The organism is Streptomyces sp. CCM_MD2014 (genome assembly GCF_000772045.1).
GTDB lineage: Bacteria > Actinomycetota > Actinomycetes > Streptomycetales > Streptomycetaceae > Streptomyces > Streptomyces salinarius.
This window is the reverse complement of sequence record NZ_CP009754.1, coordinates 5,754,230-5,771,963: the sequence shown is the minus strand read 5'-3', so window position 1 is coordinate 5,771,963 and position 17,734 is coordinate 5,754,230. Positions and strand designations below refer to the sequence as shown.

At 73.6% G+C, this 17,734-nt stretch carries 15 protein-coding genes and 1 pseudogene; 12 read left to right on the top strand and 4 right to left on the bottom strand.

The window, feature by feature from the left end:
- Positions 1 to 63: 63 nt before the first annotated feature.
- Genes NI25_RS25825 through NI25_RS25815 form a run of 3 tightly spaced genes read right to left on the bottom strand, consistent with a single transcriptional unit; the run spans position 64 to position 2,671 of the window.
- Positions 64 to 1,425, bottom strand: coding sequence for an FtsX-like permease family protein (locus NI25_RS25825; protein WP_061444730.1), 1,362 nt, complete (start codon positions 1,423 to 1,425; stop codon positions 64 to 66).
- On the bottom strand, positions 1,422 to 2,141 hold the full coding sequence (locus NI25_RS25820) for an ABC transporter ATP-binding protein (protein ID WP_061444729.1): 720 nt from the start codon (positions 2,139 to 2,141) through the stop codon (positions 1,422 to 1,424). The genes NI25_RS25825 and NI25_RS25820 overlap by 4 nt, the downstream gene beginning before the upstream one ends.
- Positions 2,138 to 2,671 (bottom strand): PadR family transcriptional regulator, encoded by a 534-nt coding sequence (locus tag NI25_RS25815; protein WP_061444728.1) that lies wholly within the window; start codon positions 2,669 to 2,671, stop codon positions 2,138 to 2,140. The genes NI25_RS25820 and NI25_RS25815 overlap by 4 nt, the downstream gene beginning before the upstream one ends.
- Positions 2,672 to 2,986: 315 nt before the next feature.
- Here NI25_RS25815 and NI25_RS25810 point away from each other — a divergent pair, with 315 nt between their 5' ends.
- The 12 genes and pseudogenes from NI25_RS25810 (at position 2,987) to NI25_RS25755 (ending at position 17,220) form a co-directional block, all read left to right on the top strand.
- Complete coding sequence (locus tag NI25_RS25810; protein ID WP_061444727.1) at positions 2,987 to 3,298, top strand: hypothetical protein; 312 nt, start codon at positions 2,987 to 2,989, stop codon at positions 3,296 to 3,298.
- A gap of 9 nt (positions 3,299 to 3,307) precedes the next feature.
- Positions 3,308 to 5,443: a 4-alpha-glucanotransferase gene (malQ, locus tag NI25_RS25805; protein ID WP_061444726.1), complete on the top strand. Its 2,136-nt coding sequence runs from the start codon at positions 3,308 to 3,310 to the stop codon at positions 5,441 to 5,443.
- Between the two features lie 73 nt (positions 5,444 to 5,516).
- The gene (locus tag NI25_RS25800; protein WP_061444725.1) at positions 5,517 to 5,804 is read left to right on the top strand and encodes a hypothetical protein; all 288 of its coding nucleotides are present in this window, start codon (positions 5,517 to 5,519) and stop codon (positions 5,802 to 5,804) included.
- 487 nt (positions 5,805 to 6,291) lie between these two features.
- On the top strand, positions 6,292 to 7,509 hold the full coding sequence (locus NI25_RS25795; RefSeq protein WP_061444724.1) for an ROK family transcriptional regulator: 1,218 nt from the start codon (positions 6,292 to 6,294) through the stop codon (positions 7,507 to 7,509).
- Between the two features lie 71 nt (positions 7,510 to 7,580).
- The gene (locus tag NI25_RS25790; protein ID WP_061444723.1) at positions 7,581 to 8,918 is read left to right on the top strand and encodes an ABC transporter substrate-binding protein; all 1,338 of its coding nucleotides are present in this window, start codon (positions 7,581 to 7,583) and stop codon (positions 8,916 to 8,918) included.
- 6 nt (positions 8,919 to 8,924) lie between these two features.
- Positions 8,925 to 9,869 carry a carbohydrate ABC transporter permease gene (locus tag NI25_RS25785; RefSeq protein WP_061444722.1) on the top strand — a complete coding sequence of 315 codons (945 nt, stop codon included), beginning with the start codon at positions 8,925 to 8,927 and terminating at the stop codon, positions 9,867 to 9,869.
- Entirely contained in the window at positions 9,866 to 10,777 is a 912-nt protein-coding gene (locus NI25_RS25780; RefSeq protein ID WP_061444721.1) for a carbohydrate ABC transporter permease, read from the top strand. Before NI25_RS25785 ends, NI25_RS25780 begins: the two co-directional genes overlap by 4 nt.
- A 7-nt stretch (positions 10,778 to 10,784) precedes the next feature.
- On the top strand, positions 10,785 to 12,050 hold the full coding sequence (locus tag NI25_RS25775) for a 6-phospho-beta-glucosidase (protein WP_061444720.1): 1,266 nt from the start codon (positions 10,785 to 10,787) through the stop codon (positions 12,048 to 12,050).
- Positions 12,041 to 13,012, top strand: a complete 972-nt coding sequence (locus tag NI25_RS25770) for an N-acetylglucosamine kinase (protein ID WP_061444719.1) — start codon at positions 12,041 to 12,043, stop codon at positions 13,010 to 13,012. The genes NI25_RS25775 and NI25_RS25770 overlap by 10 nt, the downstream gene beginning before the upstream one ends.
- A gap of 207 nt (positions 13,013 to 13,219) precedes the next feature.
- On the top strand, positions 13,220 to 14,680 hold the full coding sequence (locus tag NI25_RS25765; RefSeq protein ID WP_078884901.1) for a hypothetical protein: 1,461 nt from the start codon (positions 13,220 to 13,222) through the stop codon (positions 14,678 to 14,680).
- 83 nt (positions 14,681 to 14,763) lie between these two features.
- Positions 14,764 to 15,810: a glutamate ABC transporter substrate-binding protein gene (locus tag NI25_RS25760; RefSeq protein WP_061444717.1), complete on the top strand. Its 1,047-nt coding sequence runs from the start codon at positions 14,764 to 14,766 to the stop codon at positions 15,808 to 15,810.
- 73 nt (positions 15,811 to 15,883) lie between these two features.
- A pseudogene (locus tag NI25_RS25755) lies at positions 15,884 to 17,220 on the top strand (hypothetical protein).
- Between the two features lie 176 nt (positions 17,221 to 17,396).
- Here NI25_RS25755 and NI25_RS40805 read toward each other — a convergent pair.
- Positions 17,397 to 17,699 carry a hypothetical protein gene (locus NI25_RS40805; protein ID WP_420710764.1) on the bottom strand — a complete coding sequence of 101 codons (303 nt, stop codon included), beginning with the start codon at positions 17,697 to 17,699 and terminating at the stop codon, positions 17,397 to 17,399.
- Between the last annotated feature and the right edge of the window lie 35 nt (positions 17,700 to 17,734).

Below are 17,734 nucleotides of genomic sequence, written 5' to 3'. Positions count from 1 at the left end.
CTCGTCCTGAAGAACGTGAGCACCCGATAACAGGTGCCCGCCGCATGCTCACGCCGCAAACCCTCATGCGTACCGCAGCTCCCCCGGCCGCACCGAACGCCTCAGCAGGGGCAGAGCCGTTGCCGCCGCGAGCAGGCAGGACGCGTACACCGCCGGGGCCACCAGGAGGGCCGTCCACGGGAGGGAGCCGTCGCTGGTGAGGGTCGCGTACCAGGTGCCGATCGCCATGCCTCCGGCGCCGGCCAGCAGCAGGGCGGGGGCCAGGGGGAGGGCGGTTTCCAGGAGGAGGGCGCGGCCGAGGACCGTGTGGGGGACGCCGGCGGCGACCTGGGCGGCCAGGGTGCGGCGGCGGGTGGCCAGGGACTCGGCGGTGCCCACCGCGAGGCCGGACAGGGTGATCGCCAGGGCGACGAGTACGGCCGCGCCGGTCAGGTCCAGGCCCGTCGTGTAGTACGCCAGGTCGGCGGCGCGGTGGTCCGGAGCCATGGCGTGCAGGTCGGTGAGCAGTGCGTGCCGGATGCACAGGAACGCGGTGCCGGCCACCGTCACCAGCAGGACCGCGGCATGGGTGCGGGCCGGGGCCCACGGATCGTCGCGCAGTCGTTCCGCCGCGATCAGGGGCGCCGCCGTACGGGCCCGCTCGGCGAGCAGTCGGCCGGTGAACCGGGCCGTGGCCCCGGCCAGCCACACCACGCCCGCGCCGAGCGCGACGACGAGGCAGAAGACGGTCAGCGGGGTGTGCCAGTCGAAGCGGTTGCCCGCGACATGGCCCCTGTTCATGGCGAGGGGAGCCACCGCGACCAGCACCGTCAGTCCGCTCAGGAACAACAGGCCCGGTCCGCGCCCGGACCGCCGCACGGTCCGGCGCACCCGGCCCAGCGGCGAGGCCACCACCCGGCGCAGCGCCACCGCGCCGGCCACCGCGCCCAGCGCCGGTACGCCGACGGCGACCAGGGCGAAGCCCACCCAGGTCGCGGCCGTCGGTCCGCTCCACAGGCGCAGGACGGACAAGGCGGAGAAGACCGTGGCCACCGCCGAGCCCAGCAGGCAGGCGAGCCCGGTCTCCAGCGCGGCGATCCGGCGTACCTGCCACGGCGTCGCCCCGGCCAGCCGCAGCCCGGCCAGCCGTCGGTCGCGGTGCACCGCGCCGATCCGGGTGCACTGGCCCAGGAAGGCCAGCACCGGGACCAGGAGCAGCAGCAGACCGCTGATGACCCCGCCGCGGGTGCCGGCGCCGGTCAGCAGGCCGTGGAAGTGGGAGACGGTGTAGCCGGACGGGACCGACGCCAGCGTGACCGCCGCCAGGGCGAAGCCCGTCGCCGCCGCCGCGCCCGCCGCCGTCAGCGCGATCCGCCACCACTCCCGGCGGTCCGAGCCGTGGACGAGCTGCCGGGCCAGCCGGATGTCCGAGGTCAGCGTGGTCACGCCGTCACCTCCAGCGGGGACACGGCACCGTCCCGCAGCCGGACCTCGCGGTCCGCGTACGCGGCCACCTGGGCGTCGTGCGTGACCAGCAGCACCGCCGTGCCCGACTCCCGGGCCGTGTGCGCCAGTGCCGTCATCACCTGTTCGGTCGCCAGCGAGTCCAGCGCGCCGGTCGGCTCGTCCGCGAACACCGCCTTCGGCCCGGTGACCAGCGCGCGGGCCAGCGCCGCCCGCTGCGCCTGGCCGCCGCTCATCTCGCCCGGCCGCAGCTCCTCCTGCCCGCGCACCCCGAACCGCTCCAGCCACTCCCCGGCCCGCGCCCGGGCCTCGGCGCGGGTGGTGCCGGCCAGCAGCAGCGGCAGGGCCACGTTGTCCACCGCCGTCAGCTCCGGGATCAGCTGCCCGAACTGGAAGACCACGCCGAAGTCGGTGCGACGCAGCTCGCTCAGCCTCTTCTCCGGCAGTTCCTCCAGCCGCAGGCCGCCGTACGTCACCGAACCTGCGTCCGGCCGCACGATCCCGGCCAGGCAGTGCAGCAGCGTCGACTTCCCGCTGCCGCTGGCCCCGGTGACGGCCAGGATCTCCCCGGCCCGCAGGCCGAGTGAGGCGCCGCGCAGGGCCTCGGTCCTGCCGTGCGCCTTCACCAGGTCGCGGGCCGTGAGCAGCGGCGGCGCCGCGGTGCCGTGCGTGGCCGTGGCCGTGTCCCCGTGTGTCATGCGGTACGGACCTCCGTGGTCAGGGTGGTGAGCCGGGCCGCCGTGGTCGTCATCCAACGGAGGTCGGCGTCGAGGTGGCTGAGGGCGTAGTCGGCCGAGAGCACGGTGGTGAGATCCGCGCCAGGGGCCGTCTTGAGTGCCGTGAGCTCGCGCATCCGGCCCATGTGCGCGGCACGCTGGGCCAGCAGGTAGGCGCCCGCGTCGCCACCGGTGAGGATCGAGACGACGACCTTGGCGAAGATCTCGTTCGTCACGAAGGGCGCGGGCGGTGCGATCTCGCCCGCCCAGCGCTCCAGTTCGCGCGCTCCCTCGTCCGTGGCGCGGTACGCGGTCCGCTCCGGGCCGCCGTCCGACGCGGTGCCGTCGACCTCGGCGAGTCCGTCCCGTACCAGGCGCTGCAGCGTCGTGTAGACCTGCCCGTACGCCAGCGGGCGGGCCTGGGGGAAGCGTTCGTCGTGCCGCCGCTTGAGGTCGTAGCCGTGGCTGGGCCCCGAAGCGAGCAGCCCCAGGAGGATGTGACGGGTGCTCATGGCGATCAGTATTCACTGAGTACATGTACTGAGTGAATAGCTGAAGGGGTTCTGGTGGGGAGCTGCGGGCGCACGTGACCGGTTTGGGCGATCCGCGCTCGGGTTAGGTGATTTTTTGGCCGGTTCTGCGTCGATTCGGGAGGGGGTGGATGTGACCAGGGACACGTTGGCGGTATCAGGGCGTCTGTCCTCGCGCGGACTGGGTAGGGGCTGCCGTAACTCGCCACAAGCGTGCTCGACACAACGCCCGACCCGGGGCCCGATGACGGGCCCGTTCCACCGTCCGACCCAGAGCCTGATCCAAAGGAGACCCCCGTGGCTGCACTGGCGCCCCTTCTGCTGCCGGCCCCCTCCAAACCCGTGGCGGAGCCGTCCACCCCCTGGGCGGAGCCCTCCGCCGCCTCCGAGACCCCGCACTACTGCGTCTTCGGCGCCACCGGCAGCTGCGCCGAGACCCCGCTGACCAGCGAACCGCCGCTGCCCGACGCCGAACCCCTCACCAGCGAGTCGCCGTTCGCCGACGCCGTACCGCTGACCAGCGAGTCCTCGCCCGAACTCACGGCCGACGTGCCGGAGCAGGGCGGCCCCTCCTTCGCCGTCCCCGTCCCGGAACCCACGAGGTCGTAGAGGAAGCAGATGCCCGCAGCGCAGCCGGCCGAGCCCCCCGCCGAGGATCTTCCCGAGGAACTGACCAGGCTCGCCGCCCTGCACGGCGTCGCCACCTCCTACCGCCCCTCCCCGGACCGCACCGTCCGGGCCTCGGCCGCCGCCGTCACGCTCGCGCTGGCCGCCCTCGGCGTGGACGCGGGCACCCCCGGGGCCGTACGGGCCGCCCTCACCGCCCGCGAGACCGAGCTGCGCGAACGGCTGCTGCCGCCCACCGTCGTGTGCTGGGAGGGCGGCGGCACCCCGGACGCGCTGGCCACTCTGCCCGCCGGCACCCGGCTGCGCGTCGACACCGAGCAGGGCGAGCGACGCGACGGCGTCGAGCCGCTGCCGCCCGGCGTCCACCGGCTGACCGCCACCGCACCCGACGGGCGCACCGCCGAGGCGCACCTGATCGTCGCGCCCGCCCGGCTGCCCGCCCCCGCCGTGCGCTCCTACGGCCTCCTCGTCCAGCTCTACTCCCTCCTCTCGCGGCGCTCCTGGGGCATGGGGGACCTCGGCGACCTCGGCGAACTCGCCGCCTGGGCCGGACGCGCCCTCGGCGCCGGATTCGTCCAGGTCAACCCGTTGCACGCGGCCGTGCCCGGCGCCCCCACCGACCCCTCCCCGTACCGGCCCTCCTCGCGCCGCTTCCCCGACCCGGTGCACCTGCGGGTCGAGGAGGTGCCCGAGTTCGCGTACGTCACCGACCCCGAGCGCGCCCGGGCCCTGCGGGAACGGGCACGGCGGCTGCGCGAGGGCGTGCTGGAGAAGGACGCCCTCATCGACCGGGACGCCGTCTGGGAGCTGAAACGCGACGCCCTGGAGCTGCTCCACCAGGTCCCCCTCGGACCCGGCCGTCGCGCCGCCTACTGCGACTACCTCGCCGCCCAGGGCACCGCCCTCGAGGACCACGCCACCTGGTGCGCCCTCGCCGAGATCCACGGCTCCGACTGGCACCGGTGGCCCGAGGGCCTGCGCGACCCCCGCTCCGCCGCGACCGGCCGCGCCCGCCGCGAGCTGATGGACCGCGTCGACTTCCACTCCCGCCTCGCCTGGCTCACCGACACCCAGCTGACCGCCGCCCAGCGCACCGCCCGCGAGGCCGGCATGCCGGTCGGGATCGTCCACGACCTCGCCGTCGGGGTGCACCCGCGCGGCGCCGACTCCTGGGCCCAGCAGGAGTACTTCGCCGCCGGCATGTCGGTGGGAGCGCCGCCGGACGCCTTCAACTCCCGGGGCCAGGACTGGGGGCTGCCGCCCTGGCGCCCCGACCGCCTGGCCGAGTCCGGGTACGCGCCGTTCCGGGAGCTGCTGCGCGGCCTGTTCCGGTACGCCGGGGCGCTGCGCGTCGACCACGTCATGGGCCTGTTCCGGCTCTGGTGGGTCCCCGGGGGCCGCCCGCCCACCGAGGGCACCTACGTCCACTACGACGCCGAGGCCATGCTCGCCGTCCTGGTCCTGGAGGCCGACCGGGCCGGTGCCGTCGTCATCGGGGAGGACCTGGGCACCGTGGAGCCCGGGGTGCGCGAGGCGCTGCGCGAGCGCGGGGTGCTGGGGACCTCGGTGCTCTGGTTCGAACGGGACTGGACCGGCGACGGCCGCCCCCTGCCGCCCGAGCGGTGGCGCGCCGACTGCCTGGCCACCGCCACCACCCACGACCTGCCGTCCACCGCGGCCCGCCTCACCGGCGAACACGTCGAACTCCGCGACCGCCTCGGCCTGCTCACCCGCCCGCTGGAGGAGGAACGCGCCGAGGCCGCCGCCGACACCGCCGAGTGGCTGGAGGTCCTGGCCGGGCTCGGGCTGCTGCGCGGCACCGGCGGCGACACCGGAACGCCCGCCGAGGAGGCGGAGATCCAGGCCGTGCACCGGTTCCTGCTGCGCACCCCCGCCCGCATGGCCGGCATCTGGCTCCCGGACGCCGTCGGCGACCGCCGCCCGCAGAACCTCCCCGGCACCTGGGACCAGTACCCGAACTGGCGGCTGCCCGTCGCCGACGCCGAGGGCCGACCGGTGACCCTGGAGGACCTGGCCGCCTCGCCCCGGCTGCACGCCCTGGTCGACGTCGTACGCGACGCTGCGGGCGATGCCGTACGAGGGCGCGGCGGCGTCCGGGACGACTGAGCGGGGATGCCCGCGGGCCCCGTACGGGCACCCCGGGCGCGCGGCCGCCGCGAGCGTTCGCTAACTTTGCACCGTGGACAAGAAGAACGCCCTGCGCGCCGGCGCCCTGGCAGCCGGTACGACGCTGATGATGCTGCTCATGTCGTCCCCCGCGCTCGCGCTGACGCGCGACGACGGCGACGACCCCGGCACCGGCCTGAGCGTCGTCGAGACGCTGGGGCTCTACGTCCTGGCCCCGCTCGCGCTGTTCGCGATCATCGCGGGCCTGGTCATGGTCCTGGACCGGTCTCACCCGGACCACCTGGTGAAGACGCCCGGCACGAAGACCAAGGCCAAGGTCAAGGCCGACGCGAAGGCCTGACCTCCCGCCACCCCGCTTGACCGAGGGCGCCGCCCCCGCCGCACGTACGCGCGTCAGCCGTACGCCGGCAGGGGCGGCGCCCTTCGGCGTTCACGCGTCACCATCGACGGATCGATGCCCGCGTCGCGGGCGATCGCGCGGATGGCGGCCCTCGTAGCCGTCGTGAGCCGGAGGCTCGCGGCCGTCCCGCACGGGCACGCGTGCTGATCACCCCGCACGTGGGCCGAGAAGGACGGGCCGCCGCCAAGGACGGGCCGCCGCCGCAGGTCTCCGCCCCGGACTCTTCGCCCCCAGGTAACGACTGCGTTGCCTCGGGGACGGTCTCTTGACGGCTCCCGGCGGGCAGGCCTACGTTCTCCGTCCAACAGGAAACTTTCCTAACAGACACGCGCAGACTGACGGTCAGGACGTTTCCCGTGATCCGCGCGGTGGACTTGTCCCACCGCCCCTGAAAAGCTGAGCGGTCGAGAGGCAGGTGTGGACACGCATGGCAGGAACCGCCGGTACGCCGGGCACCCCGCGCGTCCTGCGCGCCATGAACGACCGGGCCGCACTCGACCTCCTGCTGGAGCACGGGCCGCTGTCCCGGACCCGGATCGGCAAACTGACCGGGCTGTCGAAGCCGACGGCCTCGCAGTTGCTGGCCCGGCTGGAGGCGGCGGGGCTGGTCCTGGCGGGGGGCACGACCGAGGGGCGTCCGGGGCCCGGCGCCCAGCTCTACGAGGTGAACCCCGCCGCCGCCTACGCCGCCGGACTCGACGTCACCCCGGGCCGCATCCTGGCCGCCGTCTCCGACGTCACCGGGCGCACGGTCGGGCGGTTCGAGCTGCCCACCCCGGGCCGGCGCCCCGCCGCCCCCGTCGTCCAGCAGGTCACCGACGCCCTCGACGGGGCGGTGAAGGCGGCGGGGCTGGACCGGAGCGCCGTGCACCGGCTCGTCATCGGCACCCCGGGCGCCTTCGACCCGGGCACCGGACGGCTGCGCTACGCCTCCCACCTGCCCGGCTGGCACTCCCCAACCCTGCTGGACGAGCTCGCCGCCGCGCTGCCGATGCCGGTCGAGTACGAGAACGACGTGAACCTCGCCGCCGTGGCCGAGCAGCGCCTCGGTGCGGCCCGGGGCCACGAGGACTTCGTGCTGCTGTGGAACCAGGAGGGCCTGGGCGCCGCCCTGGTGCTAGGCGGCCGGCTGCACCGCGGGTGGACCGGCGGCGCCGGCGAGGTCGGGTTCCTGCCGGTGCCGGGCGCCCCGCTGGTCCGCAAGGTCAGCCGTACCGGCAGCGGCGGTTTCCAGGAGCTGGCCGGTTCCCAGGCGCTGGCGGGACTGGCCCGGGAGTCGGGGGTCACGGACGTGCCCTCGGGCCCGTACACCGAGGTCGCCGCCGCCCTGGTCGCCCGCGCCGCGCGGGCCGGCTCCGACGACGGCCCGCACCGGCGGCTGCTCCAGACCTACGCCACCCGCCTGGCCACCGGCCTCGCCTCCCTCGTCTCGGTACTGGACCCCGAGCTGGTGGTCCTGAGCGGCACCTCGCTCACGGCCGGCGGCGAGGCGCTGCGCGACCTGGTCCGGGACGAGCTGGAGGAACTGGCCGCCTCCCGGCCCCGGCTCGCCGTCGGCGACGTGACCGAGCACCCCGTCCTGCGCGGCGCACTGGAGAGCGCGCTCGCGACCACCCGCGACGAGGTCTTCGACACCTCGCGCTGACCCCCGCGCCGTCCCACCGGCTCCACCCCGCCCCACCCACCTGTCCCCACCCTGCCCCTGGGAGCTTCGCCATGCCCGGAATATCCCGAAAAGCGGCCCTCGCGGTCGCCGCCTCCGCCTCCCTCGCCCTGCTCGCCACCGCCTGTACCGGCCAGTCCGAGTCCGGCGCCTCCGACGACCCGAACGCCGAGACGACCATCACCTTCTGGCACGGCTGGAGCGCCCCCGCCGAGGTGAAGGCCGTGCAGGCGAACGTGGACCGGTTCGAGAAGGCGCACCCCAACATCAAGGTGAAGGTCGTCGGCAACATCAACGACGACAAGCTCAACCAGGCGCTGCGCGCGGGCGGTTCGAGCGGCCCCGACGTGGTGTCCTCGTTCACCACCTCGAACATCGGCAAGTTCTGCTCCTCGGGCGCCTTCCTCGACCTGAAGCCGTTCGTCGAGAAGTCGAAGCTCGACCTGGACGCGCTCATCCCGAAGCCGATGCTGGACTACACCCAGTTCGAGGGCACGCGCTGCGCCCTGCCCCTGCTCGGCGACGCCTACGGCCTCTACTACAACAAGGACGCCTTCGAGGCGGCCGGGATCAAGGCGCCGCCGAAGACCTGGTCGGAATTCGCCGAGGTGGCGAAGAAGCTGACGAAGACCAAGGGCGACGGGTACGAGCAGCTCGGCTTCATGCCGAACTACCACGGCTACGAGACCGTCGTCGACCACTACATGTCCCAGTGGGACCACGCCTACTTCGACGAGGACGGCAAGTCCAGCGTCGCCGAGGACCCGGCCTTCGCCGAGATGTTCACGTACCAGAAGAAGCTCGTCGACGACCTCGGCGGCTTCGAGAAGCTGGAGAAGTACCGCAACACCTTCGGCGACGAGTGGGGCGCCAAACACCCCTTCCACACCGGCCAGGTGGCCATGCAGCTGGACGGCGAGTGGCGGCTCGGCATGGCGAAGGACGCCGGCGTTAACTTCGAGATCGGCACCGCGCCGATGCCCGTCGCCGACGACGAGGTGGACGAGTACGGCAAGGGCTTCCTCTCGGGCACCGTCATGGGCATCGCACCGCAGAGCAAGAAGCAGAACGCGGCGTGGGAGCTGGTGAAGTACATGACGACCGACACCGAGGCCGTCGTCGCCTTCGCCAACGCCATCCGCAACGTGCCCTCCACCTTCCCGGCCCTCAAGTCGCCCGGCCTGAAGACCGACCCGGCGTTCAAGACCTTCCTGGACATCGCCCAGCACCCCGAGTCGAACTCCCCGCCGGCCTCCGTCAACGGCGCCACGTACCAGCTCACGCTCCAGGACTTCGGCTACCAGTACGAGTCGGGCAAGGTGAAGGACCTCAAGGCGGGACTGGAGAAGACCGCCGAGCAGATCGACCGCGACATCGAGCAGACGAAGTAGCGGTCCATGGCCACCAACACGCTCCGCGCGAAGCGCCGTTCCTCGGCGCTTCGGACGGCGGCCTTCATGTCGCCGTGGCTCGTCGGGTTCGGCGTCTTCTTCGCCTATCCCCTGGTGTCCACCGTGTACTTCTCGCTGATGAAGTACGACGGCTTCGGCGTCCCGGAGTTCCGGGGGCTGGAGAACTGGGCGTACGTCTTCCAGGACTACCCGCTGTTCTGGCCCGCCCTGCGCAACACCCTCTGGCTGGTCCTGGTGATGGTGACCTGCCGGGTGGTGTTCGGGCTCGGGGTCGGGCTGCTCATCACGAAGATCAAGACGGGTGCCGGGATCTTCCGGACCCTCTTCTACCTGCCCTACCTCGCCCCGCCCGTCGCCGCGACGCTCGCCTTCGTCTTCCTCCTCAACCCCGGTACGGGGCCGGTCAACTCGGTCCTGGAGGGCCTGGGCGTACCCGCGCCCGGCTGGTTCACGGACTCCGCCTGGTCCAAGCCGGCGCTGACCGCGCTCGCGGTGTGGGGCGTGGGCGACCTGATGGTGATCTTCATGGCCGCGCTGCTCGACGTGCCGAAGGAGCAGTACGAGGCGGCCGAGCTGGACGGGGCCTCGGCCTGGCAGCGGTTCCGGTTCGTGACGCTGCCGAACATCTCGCCGATCGTGCTGTTCGCCGTGGTCACGGGCGTGATCCAGACCATGCAGTACTACACGCAGCCACTGGTCGCCGGGAAGGTCGCCTCCGGGATCATCGGCGGCTCCGGGCAGTCCTTCGAGCCCGGCTATCCCGACAAGTCCACCCTCACCCTCCCCCAGCTCGTCTACAACCTCGGCTTCCAGCGCTTCGACTACGGCTCCGCCTGCGTGGTCGCGCTCGTGCTGTTCGCGCTGGCGATGGCGTTCACGGCGCTGCTGATGCGCCGCCGGGGCGGTCTGATCCAGGCAGGTGACCGATGACCACCCAGGTACCGACGGCCGAGGTGCCGGCCCGGCCCCTCGCGGCCGGCAGCCCGCCGCCCGCCGAGGAGCGCACCGCCCGTCGGCGCGTGCTTCTGCACTGGATCGCCGTCCACTCCCTCGGCGTGGCCGCCGCGCTCTTCTTCACGCTGCCGTTCGTCTTCGTGGTGCTCACCTCGCTGATGAGCGACCAGCAGGCCCTCACCCGGGACCTGTGGCCGCACACCTGGGAGTGGGGCAACTACCGCGCGGTGCTGGACACGCCGGGCTTCCTCACCTGGTGGAAGAACACGCTGCTGTACGCGGGCCTCGGCACCGTGCTGACCGTGGCGTCGTCGATCCCGGTGGCGTACGCGCTGGCCAAGTTCCGCTTCCGGGGCCGGCACCTGTCCCTGATGCTGGTGATCTCGATGATGATGCTGCCCCCGCAGGTGATCGTCATCCCGATGTACCTGTTCTGGGCCAAGCAGCTGGACCTGTCCGGCACGCTGTGGCCGCTGATCATCCCGATGGCCTTCGGCGACGCCTTCTCCATCTTCCTGCTGCGGCAGTTCCTGCTGACCATCCCGGACGAGTACCTGGACGCGGCGAAGGTCGACGGCTGCGGGGAGCTGCGCACCCTGCTGAGGGTCGTGCTGCCGATGGCGAAGCCGGGCATAGCGGCCGTGGCCCTCTTCCAGTTCTTCTACGCCTGGAACGACTACTTCGGGCCCCAGATCTACGCCTCCGAGAATCCCGGCGCCTGGACCCTCTCCTACGGCCTGGAGTCCTTCAAGGGCGCCCACCACACCGACTGGAACCTCACCATGGCCGCCACCGTGCTGGTCATGGCCCCCGTGATCCTCGTGTTCTTCTTCGCGCAGAAGGCGTTCGTCGAGGGCGTCACACTGACCGGAGTAAAGGGTTGATGACTTCATGAAACTCACCGTGGTCGGCGGCGGTTCGACCTACACGCCCGAACTGATCGACGGATTCGCCCGGTTGCGGGACACGCTGCCGGTGGAGGAGCTGGTGCTCGTCGACCCGGCGGCGGACCGGCTGGAGCTGGTGGGCGGCCTCGCCCGCCGCATCTTCGCCAAGCAGGGGCACGCCGGCCGCGTGGTCACCACCTCCGACCTGGACGCGGCCGTCGACGGTGCCGACGCCGTACTGCTCCAGCTGCGGGTCGGCGGTCAGGCCGCCAGGCAGCAGGACGAGACGTGGCCGCTGGAGTGCGGCTGCGTCGGGCAGGAGACGACCGGCGCGGGCGGGCTCGCCAAGGCGCTGCGCACGGTGCCGGTGGTGCTGGACATCGCCGAGCGGGTGCGCCGGGCCAACCCGGACGCCTGGATCATCGACTTCACCAACCCGGTCGGCATCGTCACCCGCGCCCTGCTCCGGGCCGGGCACCGGGCGGTCGGGCTGTGCAACGTGGCCATCGGGCTGCAGCGCAAGTTCGCCGGCCTGCTCGGGGTGGCGCCGGCCGACGTCCACCTGGACCACGTGGGCCTCAACCACCTCACCTGGGAGACCGCCGTACGGCTCGGCGGCCCCGAGGGCGAGGACGTGCTGCCCCGTCTGCTGGCCGAGCACGGGGACACGGTCGCAGCCGACCTGCGCCTGCCCCGGCCGCTCCTGGACCGCCTGGGTGTCGTGCCGTCGTACTACCTGCGCTACTACTACGCCCACGACGAGGTCGTCGACGAGCTGCGCACCAAGCCGTCCCGGGCCGCCGAGGTGGCGCAGATGGAGCGGCAACTGCTGGAAATGTACGGCGACCCGGCCCTGGACGAGAAGCCCGAGCTGCTCGCCAAGCGCGGCGGCGCCTACTACTCCGAGGCCGCCGTCGACCTCGCCGCCGCACTGCTCGGCGGCACGGGCTCCCCGTACCAGGTGGTGAACACCTACAACCGCGGCACGCTGCCCTTCCTGCCCGACGACGCGGTGATCGAGGTGCCGGCGGCGGTGGGCGGCAAGGGTGCCTCCCCGCTGCCGGTGGCGGACGTGGACCCGCTGTACGCGGGGCTGATGGCCAACGTGACCGCGTACGAGGACCTGGCCCTGGACGCGGCCCTGCGCGGCGGGCGGGACCGGGTCTTCCGGGCGCTGCTCGCCCACCCGCTCGTCGGCCAGTACGCGTACGCCGAGCAGCTCACCGACCGGCTGATCGCGCACAACCGGGAGCACCTGGCGTGGGCCTGACCGGGGGCGTGCTCGCCGTCGACGCGGGCAACAGCAAGACCGACGTGGCCGTGGTGACGGGCGACGGGGAGGTCCTCGCCACGGCACGCGGCGGGGCCTTCCGCCCGCCCGCCGTGGGGGTCGAACGGGCCGTGGACACCCTGGCGGAGGCGGTGACGCGGGCCTTCGAGGCGGCCGGGGTGACCTCCGTCGAGCACGTGTCGGCGTGCCTGGCCAACGCCGACCTGCCCGTGGAGGGGGAGCAGCTGGCCGCCGCGCTGCACGCGCGCGGGTGGGGTGCGGGCGTGGAGGTCCGCAACGACACGTTCGCGATCCTGCGCGCGGGTGTCGCCGAACCGCTGGGCGTCGCCGTGGTGTGCGGGGCGGGCGTCAACTGCGTCGGCATGCGCCCCGACGGCCGCACCGCCCGCTTCCCCGCCATCGGCCGCATCTCCGGCGACTGGGGCGGCGGCTGGGGCCTGGCGGAGGAGGCGCTGTGGCACGCCGCGCGCGCGGAGGACGGCCGCGGCGGGCCGACCGAGCTGGCCCGGACCCTGCCCGCGCACTTCGGCCTCGACTCGATGTACGCCCTCATCGAGGCCCTGCACCTGCGGCGGATCGATCCGGTACGGCGGCACGAGCTGACCCCCGTGCTGTTCGCCACCGCGGCCGGCGGCGACCCGCTCGCCCGGTCGGTCGTGGACCGGCAGGCCGACGAGGTGGTGGCCATGGCCACGGTCGCGCTGACCCGGCTCGACCTGCTGGCCGAACCGGCGCCGGTGCTGCTGGGCGGCAGTGTGCTGGCGGCCCGGCACCCCCGGCTCGACGGCCGGATACGGGAGCTGCTGGCGGCCCGCGCCCCCAAGGCGGTGCCGCGCGTGGTGACGGCGCCGCCGGTGCTGGGGGCGGTGCTGCTGGGCCTCGACCACGTGGGCGCGACGCCCGGGGCCGGTGAGCGGGTCCGGGAGCACTTCGCCGCCTGAGCCGCCCGCTTCACCCGCCGTGTCGGCGGACGGGAACCGGTACGGGAACCAGTACGGGAACCGAACCGGTTCCCGTGGCGTATTCATGGGCAGGGGTGGTGCGTTGCACGTTGCACCGGGATCGCATCAAGATCGGGTGAAGGCCGGTGCGAATGCCGGTGCGGGCAGCGATACTTGCGGCGACGGATGACCATGGGGGAGGTCAGGGTGACTCAACCGCCGAAGGGCAGCGCGGCACCGCCGCCGGGCACCGGTGCGTCCGGCCCGCCCGCCGTGCCGCCGCGCTCCGCGCCGGTGCCGGGGCAGCGTTCGGGCGGTGTGCCCGCCGCTCCCCCGCGGTCCGCGCCGCCCCGCAGGCGCACCGCGTTCGCGGAGGGTGTGGACCGGCTGCGCGCGGCGGCGGTCACCGAGCCGGGGCGGCTGCGGATCATCGGCGCGCTGCTCGCCGCGCTCGTGGTCGCCTTCGGGGCCGTCACCGCCTGGCAGATGAACGAGCGGACCGCGGCGGCCGACGACGTGCTGACCCGCAGCCAGCCGCTCAGCTCCGCCGCGGCCGGCATCTACCGTTCCCTCGCCGAGGCCAACACCGCCGCCTCCAGCGGCTTCCTGGCCGGCGGCCAGGAGACGGAGGACTCCCGCACGCGGTACGACAACGGGATCCGCGCCGCCGCCGAGGGCCTCGTGACGGCCGCCGCCAACTCCGAGCCGAAGTCCCCGGCGGCGCAGACCATCGCCGAACTCAACCGCCTGCTGCCCGAGTACAAGGGCCTGGTCGAGCGCGCCCGCACCTACAACCGGCAGGGCTTCCCGGTCGGCGGCGCCTATCTGCGCTACGCCAACGAGAAGATGCAGAAGGAGATGCTCCCGGCGGCGGAGGACCTGTACACCAAGGAGAACCAGCGGCTGAGCGCCGACTACGGCGACGCCAAGCCCTACCCCTGGGCGGCGATCGCCCTCGGCGTGGTCCTGCTCGCCGCGCTGGCCTGGGCCCAGCACCGGCACTACCGGCGCACCAACCGGGTGCTGAACCACGGTCTGGTCGCCGCGACCGCCGCCTCCGCGATCGTGCTGCTCTGGCTGGTCGTCGGCCACGGCGTCGCCCGCTCGAACCTGACCGACTCCTACGAGCACGGCGTGCGCTCCCTCAATGCGCTGAACGAGGCGCGCATCGCCTCCCTCAAGGCCCGGGGCAACGAGAACCTGACCCTGGTCTCCCGCGGCGCGGAGACCACCAAGGTGGACGGCAAGACGTACGACGCCTACGACCTGGCCTTCGGCAAGAACATGGACGCCCTCGGCAAGGCGCTGGCCGAGGCGGGGCGGCTCGCCGACGACGCGGCCGGCGAGCAGCCGGTCGGCACGGCCAACGGCAACATGGCGGAGTGGAAGAAGCGGCACTCCTCGGCCCGTGAGCAGGACGAGAACGGCAACTACCAGCAGGCGCTGGACCTGGTGATCGGCGGCGACGGCGCCACGGTCGAGTGCTTCGACGGCGTGGACGCCGCGCTCGCCACCGCGCTGGACCACGAGAAGGCGGAGTTCGAGCAGGCGGCGGGCGACGGCCTGGACGCGATGGGCTATCTGCCGCAGGGCGCCGGCGTGCTCGCCGGGCTGGGCGCGGCCGGCGCGCTGATCGGCATCGGCCGCAGGCTGTCGGAGTACCGGTGAGGCGGGGCGCGGGCCCGGCGAGCCGGTGGGAAGGGGGGTCGGTGAGGCCCAGGGAGGAAGTACCCCGGAGAGGGGGCGTGAGGATGCGTGCCGGGCGGTTGCGAGCCGGCCTGAAGGGCTGGGGCGGAGTCGGGGCGATGGCCCTCGCCTGCGTCCTCGCGGTGCTGGCGTCCCTGCTCCTGCCGGTGATCCACTCGTCCGGCGGGGGCGGTGCCGGCACGGACGACGACGGCCACGGCGTCGCCCACGGCAGTCAGGCGCGGGCCGCGCAGGCGTGCACGGACCCGGAGAAGCAGACCCTCGCCCCCTCCGGCGACGACGGGCCGACCATCGACGAGATCCGCTCCCGCGAGGGCGAGAAGCGCAAGCTGATCGTCGGCGTCGACCAGAACAGCTACCGCTGGGGCTACCGCGACCCGAACAGCGGCGGCGACGCCGAACTGGAGGGCTTCGACATCGACCTGGCGCACCGGATCGCCGAGGACATCCTGGGTGACGCGGACGCCGTGCAGTTCAAGGCGATCCCCACCGACCAGCGCGTCCCCGCCATCCAGGACGGCCGGGTCGACATGGTGGTCCGCACGATGACGATCAACTGCGACCGGCTGGAGGACGTCGCGTTCTCCGCCCCCTACTTCCGGACCGGCCAGCAGGTCCTGGCGCCCAAGTCCTCGAAGATCACCGGCTACGACGGCACCCTGGCCGGCAAGGAGATCTGCACGGCGGCGGGTTCGACGGCGCTGAGCACGCTGGAGCGGGACCGGGAGGACGGCACCTTGCCCGAGGGCGTCGACCTGCGCACCACGGTGCCCAACCAACTGGACTGCCTGGTGAGGCTCCAGCTCGGCGAGGTCGACGCGGTCGTCACCGACGGCGCCCTCGCCGCCAGCCAGGCCGCCCAGGACCCGACGGTCGAGCTGAAGGGCGACGCCTTCACCACCGAGTACTACGGCGTGGCGATGAAGAAGGACGCCGACGATCTGGTACGCCGGGTCAACCGGGTCCTCGAGCAGTGGCGCGCGGACCGGACCGGGGGGTGGCAGCACTCGTACGACCGGTGGCTGTCGGAGACCATGGACGACGCGGCGAAGTCGCTGCCGCCGACCCCGCAGTACCTGCGCGGGAGCTGACCGGCGGCGCGGCGCGGGCCACGAGAGAACACACGCACGGCACAGGAAAAACCGCTACGGCGAGAGGTGATCGATGGGCGACACGGGACCCACCGGGCCGGTGATGGACCGGGACGAGGTGGACCGTGCGCTGGCGCGGCTCGGCGCGGAGCACGAGGCGATCGAGACCTCGCTCCTCGCCCTCCAGGACCACGCGGGCCGCAGACTCCTCGAGGGCGCCGAGCTGACCGGCGTCACCGCCGAGCGCTGGAGCGCGGCGGAGGCGTCGATCACGCTGCTGTGGACCTACTTCGACGCGTACACGGGCGCGTTGCGCACCGCCCGGGAGATCCGTTCCCGACGCCGCTGGTCCAGCCGCGAGGACCTGGTGGAGCTGACGGAGCTGCTGCGCGGCGAGGCCGTCACCGTGTCCGGCGGCGCCGCGGCCACCGCCAACGCGCCCGCGCCGCCCGGCGGTCCGGGCCGGCTGAGCGAGCGGTACACGCTGGCGACGCTGGTGGACCGGATGAACCAGCTCTACGCGACCTCCCTGGACATGGTGGTCGCCGCCGACGCGGTGTGGTCGGCGCTGCCCGCCCGGATCGATTTACTCGCCGCCGAGCTCCAGCGCACCCGCAAGCTGGCGCACTCGGTCGGCGTGCGCCCCGGCGAGCACCCGTCCGGGGACGACCTGGAGCGGATCACCCGCACCCTGACCCGGCTGCGCGAGCAGGTGATCTCCGACCCGCTGGCCTTCTGGACTCCCGCCGAGGGCAGTTCGGCGCCGGGCGGCGGCCGCCCCGACACCACGGTGTACGACCGGGAGGCGCGGGCGCTGGAGGAGGTGCGCCGGGAGATCGACGCGGTGCTGGCCGTGCGCCAGGACGCGGAGCAGCGGATCCTGCGGCTGCGGGACGTGCTCTCGCGCGCGGACCGCACGCTGGCCGAGGCGCGTACCGCGCGCGGCGAGGTGCTGGCGAAGATCGCCGCGACGGAGGTGCCGGTGGTCGGCGGCCCGCCGATCGTGCTGCAGGAGCAGCTGGCGGCGGCCGCCGAGTACCGCAGACACGCCCAGTGGCACCGCCTGTCACCGCTCCTGGAGTCCCTGGAGGAGAAGGCGGAGGACGAACTGCTGCGGGCCCGCGAGTCGTTGACGGCGGTCACCGCGCCGCTCGCGGTCCGTGCCGAGCTGCGCGGCCGGCTGGACGCGTACAAGGCGAAGATGGCCCGGCTGGGGCACGCCGAGGACCCGGAGCTGGCCGAGAAGTACGAGAGGGCGCGCCGCATGCTGTGGAGCGCGCCCTGCGACCTGCGCGTCGCCGAACAGGCGGTCCTGCGCTACCAGCAGGCGGCGGCCGAACTGCTCGCCACCACCGCCCCCGCGTACCCGGCCAGGGCGGCCCGGCGGACCGGACGGGACCCGGCGCATGAACACGGCCGGCGCACGAGCGAGAACCGGGGCGCGAACGAGAACCGGCACGGGAGTGAGGACCGGCGCACGAAGGGCGGCGGGCACGGGAGTGAGGACCGGCGCGGGAGTGAGCAGGGGGAGGCAGCGGCATGAGTGAGGCAGGGCGGACGTGTCAGCGTCCCGGCTGCGACGGGACCTACGAGGACATGGGCGGCGGCGAGCTGTACTGCGACACGTGCGGTCTCGCGCCGGTCGTCGCGGCGGGCGGCGCGCTCGGCTCCACGCCGACCGGCGTCACCGGAGGCGCCGGAGCGGGCCGGGGCTCGCGCGGCTCGTCGGGCAGCGGCGGTTCCCGCTCCAGCTCCCGCAGTTCCCGTACGTCGTCGCAGTCGTCGAAGTCCCGGCGCTCGGTGTCGGGCCGGCTCTCGCGGGCCGTGTCGGGCCGCTCCACGGGGCGTTCGGTGTCGGTGCGCAGCTCGGGTTCGGGCGCCGGTTCCACCGGACGCGGGCGCCTCGGCGTCGGTCTGGTCGAGG